The sequence below is a fragment of the Janibacter zhangyanbonis genome, assembly GCF_050507325.1.
Taxonomy (GTDB): Bacteria; Actinomycetota; Actinomycetes; order Actinomycetales; family Dermatophilaceae; genus Janibacter.
Genome location: NZ_CP191481.1, coordinates 3196841 through 3216785, shown reverse-complemented (window position 1 = coordinate 3216785; position 19945 = coordinate 3196841). Strand labels below are relative to the sequence as shown.

Sequence of the window (19945 nt, the reverse complement as noted above, 5' to 3'; positions counted from 1 at the left end):
GGGTCCTTTCGTCAGGTGTAGTGACCCGACTCACGGTAGACCTCGCCGGACGGCATGGCGAGGGATCGGCCCTTGCCGATCGGCGCGGCCCGCATGGGATGATGTGCGCCATGAGCAAGCACAAGCACCAGCGTCTCTCGCACCCCCCGACCGGCCCGCACGCCGTCGAGGACCTCGGGGAGTCCCAGAACCCCGCGTGGTGGACCGTCATGACGCTCGGGATCATCGCTGGCGCCGTGGGCACGTGGGCGGTCGTCGTCCTCAGCCCGATGCTCGGTGTCGTCGCGGCCGTGCTCGCCGTGCTGACCATCGTCGTCGGTGTCGTCATGTCGAAGATGGGCCTGGGCTCCTACACCTACGGCAAGGGTGACACCGCCACCGACAGCGCGTCGGTCGGCATCAAGTGATCTCGTCGAGGGTGGCGCCGATGAGGCGCACGCCCTCGACGAAGGCCCCGGGGTTGGGGCCGGAGTAGTTCAACCTCAGGTGCGCACCGACCGGCTCGGCCGGGAACCACTCGTCGCCCGGGGCGACGAGCACCCCCTTCGCCTCGCAGCCGCTCGTCAGGCGCCCCAGATCGGTCCCGTCCGGTAACCGGATCCAGAGGTTCAGACCGCCCGTGGGGATGGCGCTCAGGTGGGCGGACGGCAGGTGCTCCGACACCGCCGCGACGAGCAGGTCGCGCCGGTCGGCGAGCTCACGCCGCATCGAGCGCAGGTGAGTGCGCCATCCAGGCTGCGTGACGACGTCGAGGGCCACGGCCTGCAGTGCGCCGCTCACGTACATGTTGGCCGCGCGGACCTCGGTGAGGATGCGTTCGTGCGCCGGCCCGCGGGCCGTGACGGCGGCGACCCGCACGGATGGCGCGACGCTCTTGGTCAGCGACCGCAGGTGGACGACATGGCCCCCGTCGTCGCGGGCGGCGAGGGGCGTGGCCTCGCCCGTCAGCGTGAAGTCACTCGCCCAGTCGTCCTCGATGAGGAAGGCGCCGTGCTCCCGGACCGCCGCGAGGACCGCGTCAGCGCGCTGGGTCGACCACCGTGCTCCGGTCGGGTTGGCGTGGGTCGGCTGGGCGTAGAAGGCTTGCGCCCCGGACCGTGCGAGGGCCTGCGCGAGCACGTCGGGATCGGGGCCGAGCGGCCCGCTGGGGATGGGGACCAGCTCGACGCCCGCCTGCGCCGCGGCGTGGATCGCGCCCCAGTAGGTCGGTGACTCGATGACGAGGGGGCGTCCGGCTCCGACGAGCGCGTGCAGGCAGGCGGTGAGGCCGCCCTGGTTGCCGGGCACGACGATGACGTCCTGCGGCCCGGGCGCCGACACGGAGGCGGGCGTCATGGCGGCGAGCTCGGCCGCGAACCACGACTGGAGTTCGGGCAGTCCCGCCGACGGTGGGCGGGCGATGGCCGCGTCGGTGCGGGCGACCCGGGCGAAGGCGGACCGGACGAGCCGCTCGGGGAGGAGGTCGCGATCCGGGTAGCCGGAGTGGAAGGCGATCGCGTCGTGCCGCACCGGTTGCAGGGCCCGGGACTGCCCGGGGATCTGCCGACGGGGGGCGCCGAGCGCCGCGGTCTGCCAACCGAAGTCGTGCGGGCGACTGGTCCGCGGCGCCCGGACGAAGGTGCCCACCCCGGGGCGGGTCTCGACGAGCCCGAGGGCGACGAGGGAGCGCAGGGCCTTCTGCACGGTGAGTGGGCTGACCTCGTGCTGCCGGACGAGCGTGCGGGTCGAGGGCAGGCGGGCCCCCGGTGCAGCCGTGGCGATCCACGTGCGGAGCTCGTCGACGATCCGTGAACTGCTATCGTCGTTCATGAGAGAACACAGTAGCGCTATCGCCTCGAGATCAACTCCGATACTCGCCTCCGGCCCGGTCTGGGGACTGCTCGGCGTCCTCGCCTTCTCCTTCACCGTGCCCTTCACCCGGGTCGCCGTGGGCGGGGGTGCGCTCTCACCCCTCCTCGTGGGGGCAGGGCGAGCCGTCGTGGCGGCCGGTCTGGCCGCCGCAGCGCTGGCCTGGACCCGGCAGCGTCTGCCGCAGGGCGCGCAGTGGTGGCGACTGGTGCTCGTCGCCGGCGGGGTCGTCGTCGGCTTCCCGCTCCTCACCTCCTTCGCCCTCACCCGCACCGAGGCGGCGCACGGTGCCGTCGTCATCGCCCTGCTGCCGGCAGCGACGGCCGTGGCCGCGGTGCTTCGGGTCGGTGAGCGGCCGCCGCGCACCTTCTGGATCGCGTCGATCGTGGGTGCCGTGGTCGCCGTGGGCTTCGCCGTCGTCCAGGGCGGCGGTCTGGGTGGCGTGGGTGCGCCCGACATCCTGCTCTTCGGCGCGGTCGTGGCCGCCGCCGTGGGATATGCCGAAGGGGGCCTGCTCGCTCGTGAGCTCGGGGCCTGGCAGACCGTCTCGTGGGCACTCGTCGTGAGCAGCCCGGTCATGGCCGTGCTCACGGCGAGCGCGTGGGTCGCTGCGCCCCCGCAGGCCGGCCCCGTGGAGTGGGCGGCCTTCGGCTACCTCGCCGTCGTCAGCATGTGGCTCGGGTTCTTCGCGTGGTACCGCGGTCTGGCCATCGGGCCGATGGCTCGGGTGAGCCAGGTCCAGCTGACCCAGCCGGTCATGACGATCGCGTGGGCGGCGCTCTTCCTCCACGAGCAGGTCACCGTGCTCACGCTGGTGGGCGGGATCGCCGTCATCCTCTGCGCCGCCCTGGCGGTCCGCTCGCGGCAGACCGCCCCCGGCGGCTCACCCCGCCGGGACGTTGTCCTCGATGTCGGCGAGCCAGCGGGTGGCGGCCGCGTCGCTGGGCATCCGCCAGTCGCCTCGCGGTGAGACCGCGCCCCCCGGCAGCACCTTGGGCCCGTTGGGCAGCGCCGACCGCTTGAACTGGTTGTCGAAGAAGCGCTGCACGAAGACGACGAGCCACTTCCTGATCTCGGCGAGGTCGTAGGCGCCGCGGTCCTCCTCGGCGACGGAGCTGGGCCACTCTCCCTTCGTCGCGTCCGACCACGTCTGCTCCGCGAGGAAGGCGATCTTGCTCGGCCGGTCCCCGCGCCGGAGCACGTGGAAGAGCGTGAAGTCCTGCAGCGCGTAGGGCCCGATCTTGTCCTGCGTCGACTGCGGCCGGTCGGCGTCCTTGCTCGGGACGAGCTCGGGGGAGATCTCGGTCGCGAGGACCGAGCGCAGCGTCTCGGAGACCTCCGGCAGCTGGCCGGTGTCGGCGACCCAGTGCACGAGGTGCTGCATGAGCGTCTTGGGCACGCCGGCGTTGACCCCGTAGTGGCTCATCTGGTCGCCGACGCCGTAGGTGCACCAGCCGAGGGCCAGCTCGGACAGGTCGCCGGTGCCCAGGACGATGCCGCCGCGCTGGTTGGCGATGCGGAAGAGGTAGTCGGTGCGCAGCCCGGCCTGGACGTTCTCGAAGGTCACGTCGTAGACCTCGTCGGGATGGTCGGCCTCGGGGTCGAGCCCGTAGGGGTGGCCCATGTCGCGCAGCATCTGCGTCGCGGTGGGCCGGATGTCGAGCTCCTCCCACGTGATGCCGAGCGACTCCATGAGGGCGACGGCATTGGTCTTCGTGTGGTCGCTCGTGGCGAAGCCGGGCATCGTGATGCCGATGATGTCGGTGCGCGGCCGCTCGAGCCGGTCCATCGCCTTGGCCGCGACGAGCAGCGCGTGGGTCGAGTCGAGCCCGCCGCTCACGCCAATGACGATCTTGGGCTGCCAGTCGGCGCCGCCGATGGCACGCAGCCGCTGCTCCACCGCGGAGACCTGGATGTTGTAGGCCTCGTAGCAGTCCTGGGCGAGGCGGGCCTCGTCGTCGGGGACGAAGGGGAAGCGGTCGAGCGGGCGGAGCAGCCCGAGGTCGCCGGTGGGCGCCTCGAGCTCGACGTGCAGGTCGCGGTAGGCGGTGGTCGGGACGCCGTCGGCGCGGGCGATGCCCAGGGCCACGCCGTTGTCGTCGAAGCTGCCCTGCCGCAGCCGCTCCTGGCGCAGCCGGTCGACGTCGACGTCGACGAGGGTCTCGCGGGGACCGGAGGGGAAGCGCTCGGACTCGCCGAGGAGGTCGCCCCCTTCGTAGACCATCGTCTGGCCGTCCCACGACAGGTCGGTGGTGGACTCCCCTTCGCTCGCGGCGGCGTAGACGTAGGCGGCATTGCACCGGGCCGAGGCGGAGCGGGCGAGCAGGTGCCGGTCCTCTGCCCGGGCGACGGTGATGGGGGAGGCGGAGAGGTTGAGCAGGACGGTCGCGCCGGCGAGGGCGGCGTGGGCGCTCGGCGGGACCGGCACCCACATGTCCTCGCAGACCTCGACGTGGACCACGAGGCCCGGCACGTCGTCGACGTGGACGAGCAGGTCGGTGCCGAAGGGGACGCCGTCGAGCACCGCGGCGTCCTCGCCCTGGGCGAAGGTCGGCCGGAACCACTCGTCGACGATGCCGGCGCCGGCGGCGAAGTGCCGCTTCTCGTAGAACTCGCGGTAGTTGGGCAGGTAGGCCTTGGGTGCGATGCCGATGATCTCGCCGCGGTGGATGAGGACCGCGCAGTTGTAGAGCCTGTTGCGGTGGCGAAGGGGGGCACCCACGACGACGAGCGGCAGCAGGTCGGCGGTGGCCCGGGTGAGGTCGACGAGGGCCGCCTCGACCTCGCGGAGCAGCACGTCCTGCAGGAGCAGGTCGTCGATGGCATAGCCGGTGAGGCTCAGCTCGGGGAAGAGCGCGACCGCCGCCCCCTGGTCGCCCACGTGCCGGGCCCGCTCGAGGATCGCCGCGGCATTGGCCCGCGGGTCCGCCATGGTCACCGGCAGCGTGCACGCCGCCACCCGCGCGAAGCCGTGGCGGTAGAGGTTGCGGAAGTCGCGATCCGTCATGCCCCGAGCCTATGGCCCCTGCCCGGTTGCTCCCGGCGAGGAGGCCCGGCGCGCTGCCGAAGTCCTTCGTCGTCGTGTGGTCGCGTTGTCCTTCTCGACGTCGGCTTGACGCTGCGCCGGGCCTCCTCGCCGTCCGCTCGAGGTGCGAGCGCCAGCGAGCCTCGAGACCTGGTGCGGCTCATTCGAAGAAGGAACGCTCGCTCGAGCGAGCGTTCCTTCTTCGAAAGGCCACGCCCCGGTCCCTGAGGAGGACGCCAGCGACCGTCTCGAAGGGACGAAACCCACTGGTCGGGGCGGCTCCCTTCGTCTTGGATGGGGCGATGGAGACGCACTCACTCGCCGAGCGGCCGGACCTCGTCGACGCGTTCTGGTCGATCGCGGGGGACTGGCCGACCTTCATGCTCCAGGACCCGACCTCGGACCGGGCCTACGAGGCGGCGGTCGACGCCTTCCCGCAGCTGCACCTCGTCGTCATGGAGGGTGCGGCGGCGGTCGCGCGGCTGCACGCGGTGCCCTTCGGCCACGGTCTGGCGGACCTGCCGGCGCGGGGTTGGGACGCCGCGATGCAGGAGGCCGAGTGGCTGGCGGCGAAGGGGGAGGCCCCGGACCTGTCGACGGTCAGCCTCATCGAGGCGCGGGTCGCGGTGGACCGGCGGGGCGAGGGCCTGAGCGGTGCACTCCTCGCCGAGGCGCGTCGGCGCTACGCGGCGCTGGGGTGCCGCGACCTCTTCGGCCCGGTGCGCCCGACGCGCAAGTGGCTTGAACCCCGCACCGCCGCAGACGAGTACGCGCGTCGGGTCCGCGAGGACGGGCTGCCGGTCGACCCGTGGCTGCGGGCCCACGTGCGGCTCGGTGGCCGGATCGTTCAGGTGGCGCCGCTGTCGATGACGATCCCCGGGACGCTGGCCCAGTGGCGGGAGTGGACCGGCCTGCCCTTCGACGTTGACGGGTCCGTCGAGGTCGAAGGGGGCCTCGCCCCCGTCCATGTCGACTTGGCCAACGACCACGCGGTCTACGTCGAGCCCAACGTCTGGGTCCACCACGACCTGAGGCCCGCCCCCTCTGCGCCCTGAGCGTCGCCGAGGTCAGCCGACCTCGGCGACGACGAGCTCCGCGATCGAGCGCATCAGGTCGGGGTGCCCGGTGGCCTCGGGGTCAGTGTCCGACCGGCGGGTCAGCGCGGCGAAGACGATCTGGGTGCCGTCCGGCGCAGAGACCAGCCCCGCGCAGTTCGTCACGCCGTAGCTGCCGGAGCCGGTCTTGTCGGCGCTCCACCACCCCTGCGGGAGACCGGCCCGGAAGGTCTTGACGCTCGTCGTGTTCGCCTCGAGCCACCCGCGCAGCGCCCACCGGTCGGTGCCCGTCAGGCCGTCGCCGAGGGTCAGCCGGCGATACGTCGTCGCCAGCGCACGCGGCGTGCTCGTGTCGCGCGGGTCCCCGGGGATGGCGGTGTTGAGCTCGGTCTCCCACCGGTCGAGGCGGGTCACACGGTCCCCGAGCCGACGCAGGTCGCGCGTCAGTCCCCGCGGCCCGCCGATGAGTCCGAGGAGAAGGTTGCCAGCGGTGTTGTCGGAGTAGCGGATCGCGGCGTCGCAGAGCTCGCCGACGGTCATGCGTCGGCGCTCACCTGTGATCGGCGAGTACTCGACGAGGTCGCTCGTGGAGTAGCGGACGACCCGGTCGAGGTCGATCCCTCGGCGCAGGACGGTGGCCGCAGCCAGCGCCTTGAAGGTCGAGCACATCGCTTCGCGGTCGTCGGCCCGGTGCGCCAGGGTGGCCCCGGTGCCCACGTTGCGGGCGTGGAGACCGATCCGGCTGTCGAGTCGCTCCTCCAGCGCAGCGACCGCGCCGAGGCGGTTCGTGATGAGGGCGAAGGGGGCGCCGCCCCGGCGATCGCGGGTGCGGCGAGGACGGAGCCTCCCACCCCGAGGCCGGCCGCGAGCAGTCGCCGGCGTCCCACCCCTTCGCTCGACGGTGCGTGGGTGGGTTCGTTGGAGTCGAGGTCCATGCGACCAGCACAGCCGCCCTGAGCCCACCCCGCAACCGGACTAGCCTCGGTCCATGGCCAGCGACCGCAAGACGAAGCCCACCGACACCTCCCCCGACGAGGTGCTCGGCGCCGTGACCGACGAGCGCCGCCGCGCGGACGCGCAGGCCGCGCTCGACCTCATGCGCGAGGTCTCCGGGGCCGAGCCGGTCGTGTGGGGGCCGTCGATGATCGGCTTCGGCACCCAGCCCTACACGACGGCCGACGGCAAGGAGCACGAGTGGTTCCGCATCGGCCTCGCCCCGCGCAAGGCAGCGCTCACGCTCTACGGACTGACCTTCTACGGGTCCAACGAGGACCTGCTCGACCGCCTCGGCACGCACACCGCCGGCAAGGGCTGCGTCTACATCAAGCGTCTGCAGGACGTCGACGCCGACGTCCTGCGCGAGCTCGTCGAGCGGTCCTGGGCGGGGTCCGGCGAGTGAAGGTCGCCGACCTCGCCTGGCCACGACAGGCCGGGCCACTCTCCCTTCGCCCGCCGACACCGGACGACATCGCGCAGGCACTCACCTGGCGCAACAGCCCCGAGGTCACGCGGTGGCTGCTGCTGACGGCCGTCGACCCGCAGACGTACACACGCGACTGGCTCGAGGACGACCCCGACAGCCTCGGCGTGGCCGCACACGTCGACGGTCAGCTCGTGGGGACCGGCTCGCTGTCCATCGGGGACGCCATGGGTCAGGTCCACGCCGGCCACGACATCTGGAGCTGGGCCCAGGGCAGTCTCGGCTACACCATCGACCCCGCGCACGCCGGTCGCGGCCACGGCACACACCTGGCGCGCGGCCTGCTGTCGATCGCCTTCGACGAGCTCGGACTGCACCGGGTGACCGCCGGCTGCTTCGCCGACAACACCCCGTCGTGGCGGGTCATGGAGCGCATCGGCATGCGCAGGGAGCAGCACGGAGTCCGGGACTCGTGGCACGCCGAGCTCGGCTGGGTCGACGGCTACACCTACGGGATCCTGCGCGAGGAGTGGCCCTGAGCCGAAGGGGGCGTCACCGGCGCCGGGCAGAGGCGGCGGCGATCTGCTGCAGCAGGTCGACGGCGAGCTTCGCCGCCTCGTTGGACCGGGCCACGGGCGCGGTGAGGGCGACGATGTCACGCACCGGGTTGGGGTTGGTCAGGCGCAGGCGGCGCACCGACTTGGGGATCGAGCGGCTGGCGAGGTCGGGCAGGACCGTGATGCCCACACCCGCCGCGACGAAGGCCGTGGCCGTGTAGTGGTCCTGCGCCTCGACCGTGTATCGGGGTCGGAACCCCGCTGCGCGGCAGGCGCGGTCGACCATGTCCTGGGTGATGCCGGCGGAGATGTCGTTGCTGATCCACGAGCTGTCGGCGAGCTCGGCCATCTCGACCCGGCGCCGCCCGGCGAGCTTGTGGTCGGCCGGCACGAGCGCGACGAAGTGGTCGGTCATCAGGGGAGTGACGAGGTGGCCGGCACGGACCGAGGTGGTGGGGTCGGCGGGCACGACGTCGATGTCGACGATCGGAGCCTCGCCGCGCGGGTAGCCCTCGGTGAGGACCATCTGCAGCGTCAGCTCGGGCATCTTCGCCTGCAGGCGCTTGGCCAGCTGCGGCATCCACCGATAGCCCGCCGAGGCGAAGTACCCGATCGCCAGCGAGCCGGTGCTCCCTTCGCGCAGGTCGTCGACGACGGCATCGACCCGCTTGAGCTCCGTCATGAGCTGCTCGGACTCCGCTGCGAGCGTGTGGGCCGCCGGTGTGGGCTCGATCCCGCGCCCGTGGCGGGTGAAGAGTGTGAGCCCGGTCTCCTTCTGCAGCGCGGCGATCTGCTGGCTCACCGCCGACGGTGAGTAGCCGAGGTGCCCGGCGGCGGCGTTGACCGAGCCGGAGGCCATGACGGACAAGAAGGTCCGGAGTCGGTGGGCGTCGACCATGCCCGGAAGAGTAGCCGATAATGAAGCAAACCTGCATGATTTGCCACAAAACTGCATTGGTCACGGATAGTTGACGCTGACATCATTGTGGCCATGGAGAAGCTCTGGATGACCTACATCAACGCCCTTCGTCCCGCCGCCAACCGCCACTGGGGTGCCGGCCCGGACTCCGACCACACCCGCATGGCCGCCGAGCTGGCCGCCATGTCCCAGGACGAGACCCGCACGTCCAAGCAGGACCTCATCTCCTCGGCCACGTCCGCGCCGGGCTACCACGCGCCCTACGACAACCGGATGAGCGACCGCTTCCACCCGGTCCTCTCCACGCGCTGAGCGCGACCGTCCGGGGGCGAATCCAGCCCGGACGTGACGAAGGCCCCGCACCATGTGGTGCGGGGCCTTCGTCGTGCCCGGACGAGGTACTGACGCCCATGCGTCATGAAGGTTGTGTGTTGAACCGGTAGCCCTGGAAGCCGGCAGCAGTCCAAGGGGCCCGCCGGCTCCCGGGGCTACCGGTTCAATACCGGGCCAGCATGACGAAGGGCGGGACCCCCTCGTCGGGAGTCCCGCCCTGTGCGGTCTCGAGGCCCGGACGTGCCCGGGCGAGGTCCGGTCAGCGGGTGCCGACGTCGTCGGTGAGCACGACCGCGCGGCCGGCCTCCAAGCGCGCCACCGGGACGCGGAAGGGGGAGCAGCTCACGTAGTCGAGGCCGGCCTCGTTGAAGAAGTGGATCGACTCCGGGTCGCCGCCGTGCTCGCCGCAGACGCCGGTCTTCAGGCCCGGCTGCGTGCTCCGGCCCTTGTCGACGCCGATCCGCACGAGCTCGCCGACGCCGAGTGCGTCGAGGGTCTCGAAGGGGGAGATCGTCAGGACGCCGTTCTCCAGGTACTTCGGGAAGAAGGCCGTCTCCACGTCGTCGCGGGAGAAGCCCCACGTCGTCTGGGTCAGGTCGTTGGTGCCGAAGGAGAAGAAGTCGGCGGTCTGCGCGATGCGGTTGGCCGTGAGGGCCGCGCGCGGCAGCTCGATCATGCAGCCGATCGGCAGGTCGATCGACTGGTTGTGCGCCTCGGCGACCTCGGCGATGATCTCCTCCGCCTGGGCCCGCACGATGACGAGCTCACGGTTGGAGCCGATGAGCGGGACCATGATCTCCGGCTGGGGGTCCTTGCCCTCCTCACGCAACCGCACGACGGCCTCGGCGATGGCGCGGATCTGCAGGCCGAAGAGGCCGGGGATCTTCAGCCCGAGGCGCACGCCGCGCAGGCCGAGCATCGGGTTGGACTCGTGGATCGCCCGCACCGCGTCGCGCAGCGCGCGCGCCCGCTCGACCTCGGGGCCGCTCTCGCCGCGCTCCTCCGCCAGGGCGACCTCGACGGTCAGGTCGGTGAGGTCGGGGAGGAACTCGTGCAGCGGCGGGTCGATGAGCCGGATCGTCGTCGGCAGCCCGTCCATCGCGGAGAGCAGCTGGGCGAAGTCCTCGATCTGCGCCGGCAGCAGCTCGGCGAGGGCGGCATCGCGCTCCTCGTCGGTTTCCGCGAGGACGACCCGCTCGATCTGCTGGCGTCGCTCGCCGAGGAACTGGTGCTCGGTGCGGCACAGGCCGATCCCCTCGGCGCCGCGGTCGCGGGCGCGCTGGGCGTCCTCGCCGGTGTCGGCGTTGGCGCGCACCTTGAGTCGGCGACGGGCGTCGGCGTGGGTGAGCAGCCGGTCGACGGCCTCGATGAGCTCGGTCGTCTCCTGACCGTCGGAGATCGCGCGGGCGGCCTCGATGCCCTCGGAGATGTAGGTCATCACGGGGGAGTCGACGACGTGGACGTCGCCGAGGAAGACCTCGCCGGTCTTGCCGTCGATGGCGATGGTGTCGCCCTCGCGCACGACGTGCTCGCCGACCCGGATCTCCTTGCTCGCCACGTCGACGACGAGGTCCTCGGCGCCGACGACGGCGCACTTGCCCATGCCGCGGGCGACAACGGCCGCGTGCGAGGTCTTGCCACCGCGCGCGGTGAGGATGCCCGCGGCGGCGATCATGCCGGGCAGGTCCTCGGGGGAGGTCTCGCGACGCACGAGGATCACCGAGCTGCCCTCGGCCTGCTTGGCCTCGGCGCTCGCGTTGTCGAAGGCGACGGCGCCGACGGCCGCGCCGGGGGAGGCGCCCATGCCGGTCGCGATGAGGGTGCGCTCGGCCTCGCGGTCGAACTGCGGGAAGAGCAGCTGGCTCAGCTGCTCGCCGGTGACCCGCTCGAGCGCCTCGTCCATCGTGATCAGGGCCTCGTCGACGAGCTGGGTCGCGATGCGGAAGGCGGCACCGGCGGTGCGCTTGCCGACGCGGGTCTGCAGCATCCACAGCTTGCCGCGCTCGATGGTGAACTCGATGTCGCACAGGTCGCGGTAGTGGGTCTCGAGCCGGCGCATCGCGGCGCGCAGCTCCTTGTAGGCCTCGGGGTCGCGCTGCTCGAGGTCGGTGAGCGCGAGGGTGTTGCGGATGCCGGCGACGACGTCCTCGCCCTGCGCATTGGGCAGGTAGTCGCCGTAGACGCCGGAGTGGCCGGAGGAGGGGTCGCGGGTGAAGCACACGCCCGTGCCCGAGGTCTCGCCGAGGTTGCCGAAGACCATCGCCTGCACGTTGACCGCGGTGCCGAGGTCGTCGGCGATGCGCTCGCGGCGGCGGTAGAGCTGGGCGCGCTCGGTGTTCCAGCTGCGGAAGACCGCCTCGATCGCCATGTCGACCTGGCGGCGCGGCGTCTGCGGGAAGGGGTTGCCCGTCTCGTCGAGCACGATCTGCTTGAACTCCGCGACGACCTCCTTGAGGTGGTCGGCGGTCAGGTCGACGTCCGCCTGGACCCCGGCCTGCTCCTTGTGCGCGTCGAGCACGTCGCTGAAGCGCTCGGAGTCGATGTCGAGCACCGTCTTGCCGAACATCTGGATGAGGCGCCGGTAGGAGTCCCACGCGAAGCGCTCGTCGCCGGCGAAGGAGGCCAGCGAGTGCACGGTGTCGTCGTTGAGCCCGACGTTGAGCACCGTCTCCATCATCCCGGGCATGGAGAACTTCGCCCCGGAGCGCACGGACAGCAGCAGCGGCTCCTCGGAGTCACCGAGCGTGCGGCCGATGAGGTCCTCGACGTCACGCAGGCGCTGGGTCACCTCGACGCGCACCTCCGGCGGCACGCGTCCCTCGGAGAGGTAGGCGCGGCAGGCCTCGGTGGTGATCGTGAAGCCCGGCGGGACGGGCAGGCCCAGCTTGACCATCTCGGCGAGGTTGGCCCCCTTGCCGCCGAGCAGATCCTTCTGGTCGCGATCGCCCTCGCTGAACATGTGGACGTACTGAATCACCGGGTGCCTCCCAAATGCGTGCGTGGAACCCGCCCACTATGGCAGGCGTGACCCGGATCTCCACGTCCGGTTCCACGTGGCCGGACGGGCGGGGGCGAAGGGGGAGTCCGCTCAGTCGTCGTCGCGACCGAGCGCCTCGAGAGCGTCACCGTCGAGCCGGTAGGTCAGCCACTCGTCCTGCGGGGTCGCGTCGAGCGAGTCGTAGAAGGCGATCGACGGTGCATTCCACCGCAGCACGGACCACTCCAGCCGCTTGTACCCGCGCTCGCGGCACTCCTGCGCGAGGGTCTCGAGCAGCGCCTTGCCCAGGCCCGACCCGCGGTGCCGCGGCTCGACGTAGAGGTCCTCGAGGTGGATGCCGTGCCGGCCGGTCCAGGTGGAGAAGGTGAGGAACCACAGCGCCATCCCGACGACCTGGCGGTCCCTCCCTTCGCCCGCCTCGGCGACGTGGCACCAGGCCATCGGCGTCGCGCCCTTGACCGTGGGGAAGAGCGCGGCGCGGAAGTCGTCCTCGGTGGCGACGGCCGCGTCCGGCTCCTTCTCGTACGTCGCCAGGTCCTTGACCAGACGGATCAGGTCGGGCAGGTCCTCCGGCGAGGCCGGGCGGATGTCGGGGTGCGCCATGGGGCCGACGATATGCCCTCCGGTCCCTGAGTAGCTTGCGCAGCAAGCGTCTCGAAGGGGCCAAGGGCGAAGGGTGACGGTCAGTCCAGCGTCGTGCGACCGCGGTGGATGCGAAGGGAGATCAGCAGCGTCACGAGGCCGGCGAGGGACAGGCCGGCGCCGACGAGCGAGGGCGCCTGCCACCCCCATCCAGCGGCGAGGACGAGGCCGCCGAGCCAGGCGCCGAGGGCGTTGGCGACGTTGAGGGCGGCGTGATTGCCGGCGGCGCCGAGGGTGCGGGCGCGTCCGGCGACCTCCATGAGCCGCAGCTGGAGGGCGAGGACGAAGGCCGAGACGGAGATGCACACGAGGAGCAGGGCGACGCCGGCCGGGATCGCCCAGTCGGCCGCCCAGGCGAAGAGGGCGAGGCTGGCCCCGGTCGCGATCGTCGACCCGACGAGCGTGCGCAGCACCGACAGGTCGACGAGCCGCCCGGCGATCATCGTGCCGAGCAGGCCACCGACGCCGTAGACGAAGAGGTAGATCGGCACCGCGTCGGCGGGCAGGCCGGTCTGGTTGCGCAGGATCGGCGAGATGTAGGAGTACATCGCAAAGACGCCGCCGAAGCCGATCGACCCGACGAGCAGTGTGAGCCAGACCTGCGAGTCGGCGAAGGCGGACAGCTCGCTGCGCACGTCGGCCTCTGTGTCGGCGGGCTGGTGCGGGACGACGATGCTGACGAGCACGGCGGTGAGGACACCGATCGCGGCGACGAGCCAGTACGCGGAGCGCCAGCCGGCCTGCTGGCCCAGCCAGGTCGCGAGTGGGACGCCGGCGACGTTGGCGATGGGGATGCCGAGCATGATCCGGCTGACCGCCCAGCCGCCGCGCCCCGGCGCGACGATGTCGAAGGCGACGATCGAGGCGATGCCGAAGAAGGCGCCGTGCGGGATGCCGGCGACGAGCCGGGCGAGCATGAGCAGCGGGTAGCTCGTGGCGACCGCGCTCAGGGCGTTGCCCACGGCGAAGAGGACCATGAGCGCGACCAGCAGCTCACGGCGGGGGAGCCGGTTGCCGAAGATCGCGATCGTCGGTGCGCCGACGACGACGCCGAGCGCGTACGCCGAGATCGTGTGCCCGGCCTGTGGGATCGTTGTCCCGATGCCCCCGGCGATCTCCGGGAGCAGTCCCATCGTCACGAACTCGGTGACGCCGATGCCGACGCCCCCGAGCACCAGGGCGGCGAGGGCTGTCCCCACCCGACCATCGGTGGACGAGCGTGCAACCGTGGGGGGCGAAGGGGGTATCACCGATCCATTCTCTCCCACCGTTTGACCTCTCAACGACATTGCCTCTACATTTGTAGATGACTGTTCTACGGAAGTAGAAGACTCGACCAGGAGATCACTCGCATGGCACTTCGCCTCTACCGCCTCGGCCGCTGGTGCGCCACCCACGCCAAGAGCGTGCTCGCGGCCTGGCTCGTCGTCCTCGTACTGGCCGGATCCGGCGCCGCCGCCTTCGGTCGCCCCCTGACCAACGAGGTGTCGGTGCCCGGGAGCGAGTTCGAGGAGGTGCTGGACAACCTGCAGACCGAGATCCCCGACGCAGCAGGCGGCTTCGGCACGGTGGTGCTCCACACCGAGGACGGCGCATTCACCTCCGAGCAGCGCACGGCGATCGACAAGGTCTACGGCGAGTGGGAGGACCAGCCGAGCGTCAAGCGGGTCATCAACCCCTTCGACAACCAGCGGACCCTCGACGACTCGCGCACCGACCTGACGGAGGCGAAGAAGGACCTCGACAAGGGTCAGAAGGACCTCGACAAGGCCTGGGTCAAGATCTCCAAGGCCCAGGGCCAGCTCGACTACGGCAACGCGTGGATCGACTACTTCGAGAAGAACGACCCCGACAGCCCGCACCTCGCCGAGATCCGCCAGCAGGTCAAGGACGGCGAGAAGAAGATGGCCAAGGCCAAGAAGGACTACGCCAAGGGGGAGCGCAAGCTCAAGACCGGCCGGACCCAGTACGACGCCGGGACGATCGTCGCCCACGGGGCCGCGGACACACGATTTGTCACCGACGACGGCTACGCGCTGACCCAGATCCAGTTCGACACCAACACCAACTCCGTCGACCCCGAGGTCAAGGAGGCGATCGTCGAGATCGGGAAGCAGCTCGACGACGAAGGGATCCAGACGCAGTACAGCGTCGAGATCACCCAGGAGAACACCCTCGTCGGCCCCGGAGAGGTCGTCGGCCTGGTCATCGCTGCCATCGTGCTCACCCTCGCCCTCGGCTCGCTCATCGCTGCGGGACTGCCGATCTCCGGTGCCCTCCTCGGTGTCGGCGTCGGCCTCGCCGGGGCCATGACCGCGACGCACTTCTTCGACATGCACGCGATGACCCCGGCGCTCGCGCTCATGCTCGGCCTCGCCGTCGGCATCGACTACGCGCTCTTCATCGTCAACCGGCACCGCACCCAGCTGCTCGACGGGCGCGATATGACCGACTCCATCGCGCACGCCGTCGGCACCGCGGGCAGCGCCGTCGTCGTCGCCGGCACGACCGTCGCCATCGCGCTCACCGCACTCGTCATCACCCCCGTGCCGCTCCTCGGCCAGATGGGACTCGTCGCCGCCGCGACCGTCGTCGTCGCCGTGTGCGTCGCCCTGACGCTCACCCCGGCCCTGCTCCACGTCGTCGGCCGCCGGGTCATCTCGAAGCGCGCGTGGGCCAAGCATGCCGCCCGGCCCGACACCGACCAGGTCTTCGGGTCGCGCTACGTCGACGGCGTGACGAAGCGCCCCGCGCTCGTCGTGCTCGCTGTCATCGCCCTGTGCGGGATCATCGCGGTGCCGGCGCTCTCCCTTCGCCTCGGGCTGCCGGACGGGTCGAGTGAGCCGCTTGAGTCCACCGCCCACCAGACCTACGTCGAGGTCGAGGACAACTTCGGCGCCGGGGCCAACGGTCCGATCATCGCCGTCGCAACCCTCGACGAGCCGGCGAAGGACACGGACGCGGTCCTCGTCGAGCAGAGCCACCTCGTCAAGGAGCTGCGCAGCGTCGACGGCGTCAAGGCGGTCATCCCCTTCGGGGTCAGTGACGACCGGACCACGCTCGCCTTCCAGGTCGTCACCGTAGGCGGCCCGGCGGACAAGGAGACGAGCGACACCGTCCGCCTCCTCAAGGCGAGCGCCGGACCGATCGGCACGGCGACGCACTCCGAGATCGGCCTCACCGGCCAGACCGTCGCCAACATCGAGATCTCCGAGCAGCTCGCCGCCGCGCTTCCTCCCTACCTGGCGATCGTCATCGGGCTCTCGCTCGTCCTGCTCACCATCGTCTTCCGCAGCATCCTCGTGCCGCTCGTCGCGACCGCCGGCTTCCTGCTGTCCGTCGCCGCGTCCTTCGGTGCCGCCGTCGCGGTCTACCAGTGGGGCTGGCTCGGCTCGATCCTCGGTGTCGACACCCCCGGGCCGATGCTCAGCTTCATGCCGATCATGCTCATCGGCGTCCTCTTCGGCCTGGCGATGGACTACCAGATGTTCCTCGTGTCCGGGATGAAGGAGGCGCACGCCCACGGCGCCGACGCCCGCGCTGCGGTGCGGCACGGCTTCACCCACGGCGCCAAGGTCGTGCTCGCCGCGGCCCTGATCATGGCGGCGGTCTTCGCGGGCTTCATCTTCGCCCACCTGACGATGATCCGGCCGATCGGCTTTGCGCTCGCCGTCGGAGTCCTCGTCGACGCGCTCCTCGTGCGGATGACCCTCACTCCTGCGGTGATGCACCTGCTCGGTGAGGGCGCCTGGTGGATGCCCCGCTGGCTCGACCGGATCCTGCCGGACCTCGACGTCGAGGGCACCGCCCTGGAGCAGGGTCCGGTGACGAAGGGGGAGACCTCGGCCACAGCGGAGCCCGTCAGCGGCTCATAGGGTCGGGTCGCATGACGACGACGCAGAACGCCCCGCTCCTGGAGTCCACGACCGACATCGATGCCACGCCCGAGCAGGTCTGGGCGGTCATCACCGATCCGCGAGCCCTCGGCGGACTGTCCGATCAGGTGGTGCGCACCCACGTCGTGGGTACGGCCCCCGTCGGGCTCGGCACGCGCACGATCAACATCAACCGTCGCGGTCCGCTGCTCTGGCCGACCCGCGCCAAGGTCGTGCGCTTCGAGCGCGCGCGCGACTACGCCTTCCGGGTCAAGGACAACGCGACGATCTGGTCCTTCGAGCTCGCGCCCTCGGCCGCGGGTGGCACGACCGTGACCCACCGCCGCGAGGCCCCGCAGGGCACGACGCAGATCTCGCGCACCCTGCAGGACAAGGTGCTCGGTGGCGTCTCCGACTTCGACCGCGAGATGGAGGCGGGCATGGCCGTCACCCTGCGCCGGCTCAAGGAGCTGCTCGAGGCGCGCTGAGGTGCGTCCCTCCGGCTGAGGTGCGTCCCTCCGGGCGACGGGGGACGGCTGCTGGCCTCCGGACGAAGGGGGGCGGCTGCGCCCGCCGAAGTCCTTCGTTCTCCTCTTCGCCGGCGGTTGTCGTGCCTGACTTCGGCTTGATGTGCGCAGCCATCCCCCTTCGTCCTGCGGCTCCCTTGGCCCTCCGCCCACCGACGCCCCCCCTCGGACACAGACACAGCGCGTGTTCGCTCACGCGCTGTGTCTTTGACTCGAGGCAGCCTCCCTTCGCCCGATGAGGCGCCCGGGGGCCAGCCCCCGGGTCGGATGGGTACTTCTCCCCATCGACCGGTTCCCAGCACATCCATAGGTTTGTCGGTGTCGGAAGGGCACAGGGGACGCCACCCCCGACACCGGTCCGGAGCCTGCAGGGGGGTTCCGGACCGACGCGAAGGGCGGAACTCGACAGGGGGAGTTCCGCCCTTCGCCGCGTCGTGCGCACCGGCTGTGCCACGATTGGCGGCTCTTCACCGATGAGTGTGGGGTCGTAGGTTGAGGCCGCCGCCGATGAGGAGCATGCGGAGGCGGTAGTTGTCGCGGTTGCGAAAGCCGCGGGCTACGCGGCGGTGGAGCTCAATGAGGCCGTTGATGGCTTCGGTGCCGCCGTTGTTGGCGCCGTTGGTGTCGAAGTAGCCGAGGAACTCGCGGCGCCAGGTGTTCAGGGTCTTGCCCAGGCGGGCGACCTCGGGGATCGGGCATGAGGCGAAGGTGTCGAGGATCTTCTCGGCGACCGCTCGCCCGGCAGCATGAGTGGCCTGGTGGTAGGCGGAGCGGACCTGCTGGGCGCACACCCAGGCGACCTCGACCTCGAGGTGGCGTTCGTCGGCAGCCCACGCCGCCTCGAGCCGGGCGCGTTGTCGCTCGGTGAGGTTCTCGGCGCCGGCGCGCAGGATGTTGCGGATCCGGTACAGCGGGTCGTTCTTGCGGCCTCGGTGGCCGTGGATCTGCTGCTGGACACGTCGGCGGACGTCGTCGACGACGGCGGTGGCGAGCTTGACGACGTGGAAGGCGTCCAGGACCGAGCGGGCGTCCTCGAGCTGGTCGTCGATCGCGTTCTTGTACCCGTGGAACGGGTCCAGCGTGGCCACCTCGACCCGGGCTCGGAAGGCCTGGCCGCGCTGGTCGAGCCAGTCCTTGTACACGGCGCCGGAGCGACCCGGGACGAGGTCGAGCAGCCGGCCCTGGTGCGCCCGCCCGCATCACGGGTCAGGTCGACCATCCCGGTCAGCTCCTTCGGGCCGCGTCCGCCGTCCTCGATCGGCTTGGTCGAGACGTGATGCCACACATGTTCATCGACCCCGAGGATCGCGACCCCCTCGAAGCGCGACACGTCGTCGGCTGCGGCCTGCAGCAGCGGCCGGATCGACTCCCACACGGTCCGCCACCCTGTCCCGAGCTGGCGCCGTACCCCGTTGACGCTGGCGTGCTCGCGGCGGATCTGCTCGATCGCCCACCGGCACGCCCGGGCCGTCAACAACCCGCGAGGCGTCGCGACAGCGTCGTCCTGCTCCACGAACGAGCCGACCCCGCACGCGGGCTCCAGGCACAGCCAGCGGCGCTTGCGCCAGATGATCCGCACCGGCCGGCCAAACGCCGGCGCGTCGACCAGGCGCACCTCCACCCGTCCGTGGCCGCGGGCGATGACCCCGCAGGAGCGGCATCCCATCGGCTCCGGAGCCGACTCCACCGTCACGACCAACCGGTCGTCACCGTGCTGCTCGACAGCGATCACATGCAGCCCGGGTAGTCCGACGAGCACGTCGCAACGGTCGCAGTAGCCGCCGCGCACACGGCAGCACAACGTAGGCTCGGGCATCGTCGAGGTCCTTGCGATCAGGAGAGGTAAGAGTCCTCTGATCTTCGAGGGCCTCGACCCTTTCCACCCTTACCCCACGCCCCGGCGCGTCGCGCTCACCCCACACTCATCGGTGAAGAGCCCGATTGGCTCATGTCCACACCAGCAGGGGGTCCGAGCGGCCCGAACGTCCCTCCGCCCCCGGGCGGTTCCTTCGGCCAGACCCAGCCGCCCTCCGGGCAGTTCGGTCAGGGCCAGCCCGGCCAGGGCTACGGCGGCGGCCCCGGTGGTCCTGCTGGTCCCGGTGGCCCCGGCCAGCCCTACGGCATGTCCGGTGGCCCGGGTGAGCCGCCGAAGAAGAGCCGCAGCAAGGGCCTGATCGCCGCCATCGCCGGCGTCATCGCCCTCGTCGTGGTCCTGTGCTGCATCGGTGGCTTCGTCATCGCCAACCGTGACGACGACGAGTCGAGCTCGTCGACCACGACGAGCGAGTCGACCAGCGAGTCGACGAGCGAGAGCAGCACCGAGTCCTCGACCACGGAGCCGACCTCCGAGACGACGAGCGAGTCGACCTCCGAGACCTCGTCCTCCTCCACCGCTGGTGGCGGCACCGCTGAGTTCCCCGAGGAGTTCGACGGCTGGAAGCGTGGCACGACGAGCGACAACAGCGGCCAGCAGACGGCCGTCTACACCAAGGGCTCGGACACGATCTCCGTCGTCATCGGCGAGGGCGTCAAGCCGGCCGACTTCGAGGCCATCTGGGACGGCGACGAAAAGGTCGGCGACAACCACTGCGGCAAGCTCTCCTCGACGACGCAGTGCGCCGGCGAGGCGGGTGGCACGACCTACCTGGTGACCTCGGCGACGTCGAAGTCCGCCTCGGAGGTCTCGGGCATCCTCGACCAGCTCCTCAAGGCGGTCTGACCCGGGAGCACCCCGCCCACGCGGCGG

15 protein-coding genes and 2 pseudogenes are annotated in these 19945 nt (G+C 71.2%); 9 read left to right on the top strand and 8 right to left on the bottom strand.

Annotated features, from left to right (window positions below):
- The first annotated feature begins 110 nt into the window (after positions 1–110).
- On the top strand, positions 111–407 hold the full coding sequence (locus tag ACQBJO_RS15825) for a hypothetical protein (protein ID WP_255184655.1): 297 nt from the start codon (positions 111–113) through the stop codon (positions 405–407).
- Here ACQBJO_RS15825 and ACQBJO_RS15820 read toward each other — a convergent pair.
- A complete protein-coding gene (locus ACQBJO_RS15820; RefSeq protein ID WP_421007929.1) occupies positions 400–1809 on the bottom strand; it encodes a PLP-dependent aminotransferase family protein in 1410 nt (469 codons plus the stop codon). The genes ACQBJO_RS15825 and ACQBJO_RS15820 overlap by 8 nt on opposite strands.
- On the opposite strand from ACQBJO_RS15820, the gene ACQBJO_RS15815 reads away from it, so the two are divergent.
- Complete coding sequence (locus ACQBJO_RS15815) at positions 1808–2818, top strand: DMT family transporter (protein WP_421007930.1); 1011 nt, start codon at positions 1808–1810, stop codon at positions 2816–2818. The genes ACQBJO_RS15820 and ACQBJO_RS15815 overlap by 2 nt on opposite strands.
- Here the strand turns inward: ACQBJO_RS15815 and ACQBJO_RS15810 are convergent.
- A complete protein-coding gene (locus ACQBJO_RS15810; protein ID WP_421007931.1) occupies positions 2732–4855 on the bottom strand; it encodes an NAD(+) synthase in 2124 nt (707 codons plus the stop codon). The genes ACQBJO_RS15815 and ACQBJO_RS15810 overlap by 87 nt on opposite strands.
- Positions 4856–5175: 320 nt before the next feature.
- Between ACQBJO_RS15810 and ACQBJO_RS15805 the strand changes: the two genes are divergently transcribed.
- The gene (locus tag ACQBJO_RS15805; RefSeq protein WP_421007932.1) at positions 5176–5928 is read left to right on the top strand and encodes an N-acetyltransferase; all 753 of its coding nucleotides are present in this window, start codon (positions 5176–5178) and stop codon (positions 5926–5928) included.
- A 12-nt stretch (positions 5929–5940) separates the two neighbouring features.
- On the opposite strand, the pseudogene bla reads toward ACQBJO_RS15805, so the two are convergent.
- Positions 5941–6800 (bottom strand): annotated as a pseudogene (gene bla / locus ACQBJO_RS15800) (class A beta-lactamase).
- Between the two features lie 116 nt (positions 6801–6916).
- Between bla and ACQBJO_RS15795 the strand changes: the two are divergent.
- Together ACQBJO_RS15795 and ACQBJO_RS15790 are read left to right on the top strand one after the other, a co-directional pair.
- Positions 6917–7327, top strand: a complete 411-nt coding sequence (locus ACQBJO_RS15795; RefSeq protein ID WP_421007934.1) for a DUF1801 domain-containing protein — start codon at positions 6917–6919, stop codon at positions 7325–7327.
- Positions 7324–7887: a GNAT family N-acetyltransferase gene (locus tag ACQBJO_RS15790; RefSeq protein ID WP_421007935.1), complete on the top strand. Its 564-nt coding sequence runs from the start codon at positions 7324–7326 to the stop codon at positions 7885–7887. Before ACQBJO_RS15795 ends, ACQBJO_RS15790 begins: the two co-directional genes overlap by 4 nt.
- Positions 7888–7900: 13 nt before the next feature.
- Here ACQBJO_RS15790 and ACQBJO_RS15785 read toward each other — a convergent pair whose 3' ends face one another.
- Positions 7901–8803: a LysR family transcriptional regulator gene (locus ACQBJO_RS15785; protein ID WP_421007936.1), complete on the bottom strand. Its 903-nt coding sequence runs from the start codon at positions 8801–8803 to the stop codon at positions 7901–7903.
- 93 nt (positions 8804–8896) lie between these two features.
- Here ACQBJO_RS15785 and ACQBJO_RS15780 point away from each other — a divergent pair, with 93 nt between their 5' ends.
- Entirely contained in the window at positions 8897–9136 is a 240-nt protein-coding gene (locus ACQBJO_RS15780) for a hypothetical protein (protein ID WP_255184644.1), read from the top strand.
- A gap of 280 nt (positions 9137–9416) precedes the next feature.
- Here the strand turns inward: ACQBJO_RS15780 and ppdK are convergent, their stop codons facing one another.
- From ppdK to ACQBJO_RS15765, 3 genes are all read right to left on the bottom strand, one after another.
- Positions 9417–12134, bottom strand: a complete 2718-nt coding sequence (ppdK, locus tag ACQBJO_RS15775; RefSeq protein ID WP_421007937.1) for a pyruvate, phosphate dikinase — start codon at positions 12132–12134, stop codon at positions 9417–9419.
- 111 nt (positions 12135–12245) lie between these two features.
- Positions 12246–12758: a GNAT family N-acetyltransferase gene (locus ACQBJO_RS15770; RefSeq protein ID WP_421007938.1), complete on the bottom strand. Its 513-nt coding sequence runs from the start codon at positions 12756–12758 to the stop codon at positions 12246–12248.
- Between the two features lie 80 nt (positions 12759–12838).
- On the bottom strand, positions 12839–13996 hold the full coding sequence (locus tag ACQBJO_RS15765) for an MFS transporter (protein ID WP_421007939.1): 1158 nt from the start codon (positions 13994–13996) through the stop codon (positions 12839–12841).
- A 153-nt stretch (positions 13997–14149) separates the two neighbouring features.
- Between ACQBJO_RS15765 and ACQBJO_RS15760 the strand changes: the two genes are divergently transcribed.
- On the top strand, positions 14150–16672 hold the full coding sequence (locus ACQBJO_RS15760) for an MMPL family transporter (RefSeq protein WP_421007940.1): 2523 nt from the start codon (positions 14150–14152) through the stop codon (positions 16670–16672).
- Positions 16673–16683: 11 nt separating this feature from the next.
- Positions 16684–17160 carry an SRPBCC family protein gene (locus tag ACQBJO_RS15755; RefSeq protein WP_421007941.1) on the top strand — a complete coding sequence of 159 codons (477 nt, stop codon included), beginning with the start codon at positions 16684–16686 and terminating at the stop codon, positions 17158–17160.
- Between the two features lie 506 nt (positions 17161–17666).
- Here the strand turns inward: ACQBJO_RS15755 and ACQBJO_RS15750 are convergent.
- A pseudogene (locus ACQBJO_RS15750) lies at positions 17667–19015 on the bottom strand (ISL3 family transposase).
- A 132-nt stretch (positions 19016–19147) separates the two neighbouring features.
- Here ACQBJO_RS15750 and ACQBJO_RS15745 point away from each other — a divergent pair.
- A complete protein-coding gene (locus ACQBJO_RS15745) occupies positions 19148–19918 on the top strand; it encodes a hypothetical protein (RefSeq protein WP_421008951.1) in 771 nt (256 codons plus the stop codon).
- Positions 19919–19945 lie beyond the last annotated feature (27 nt).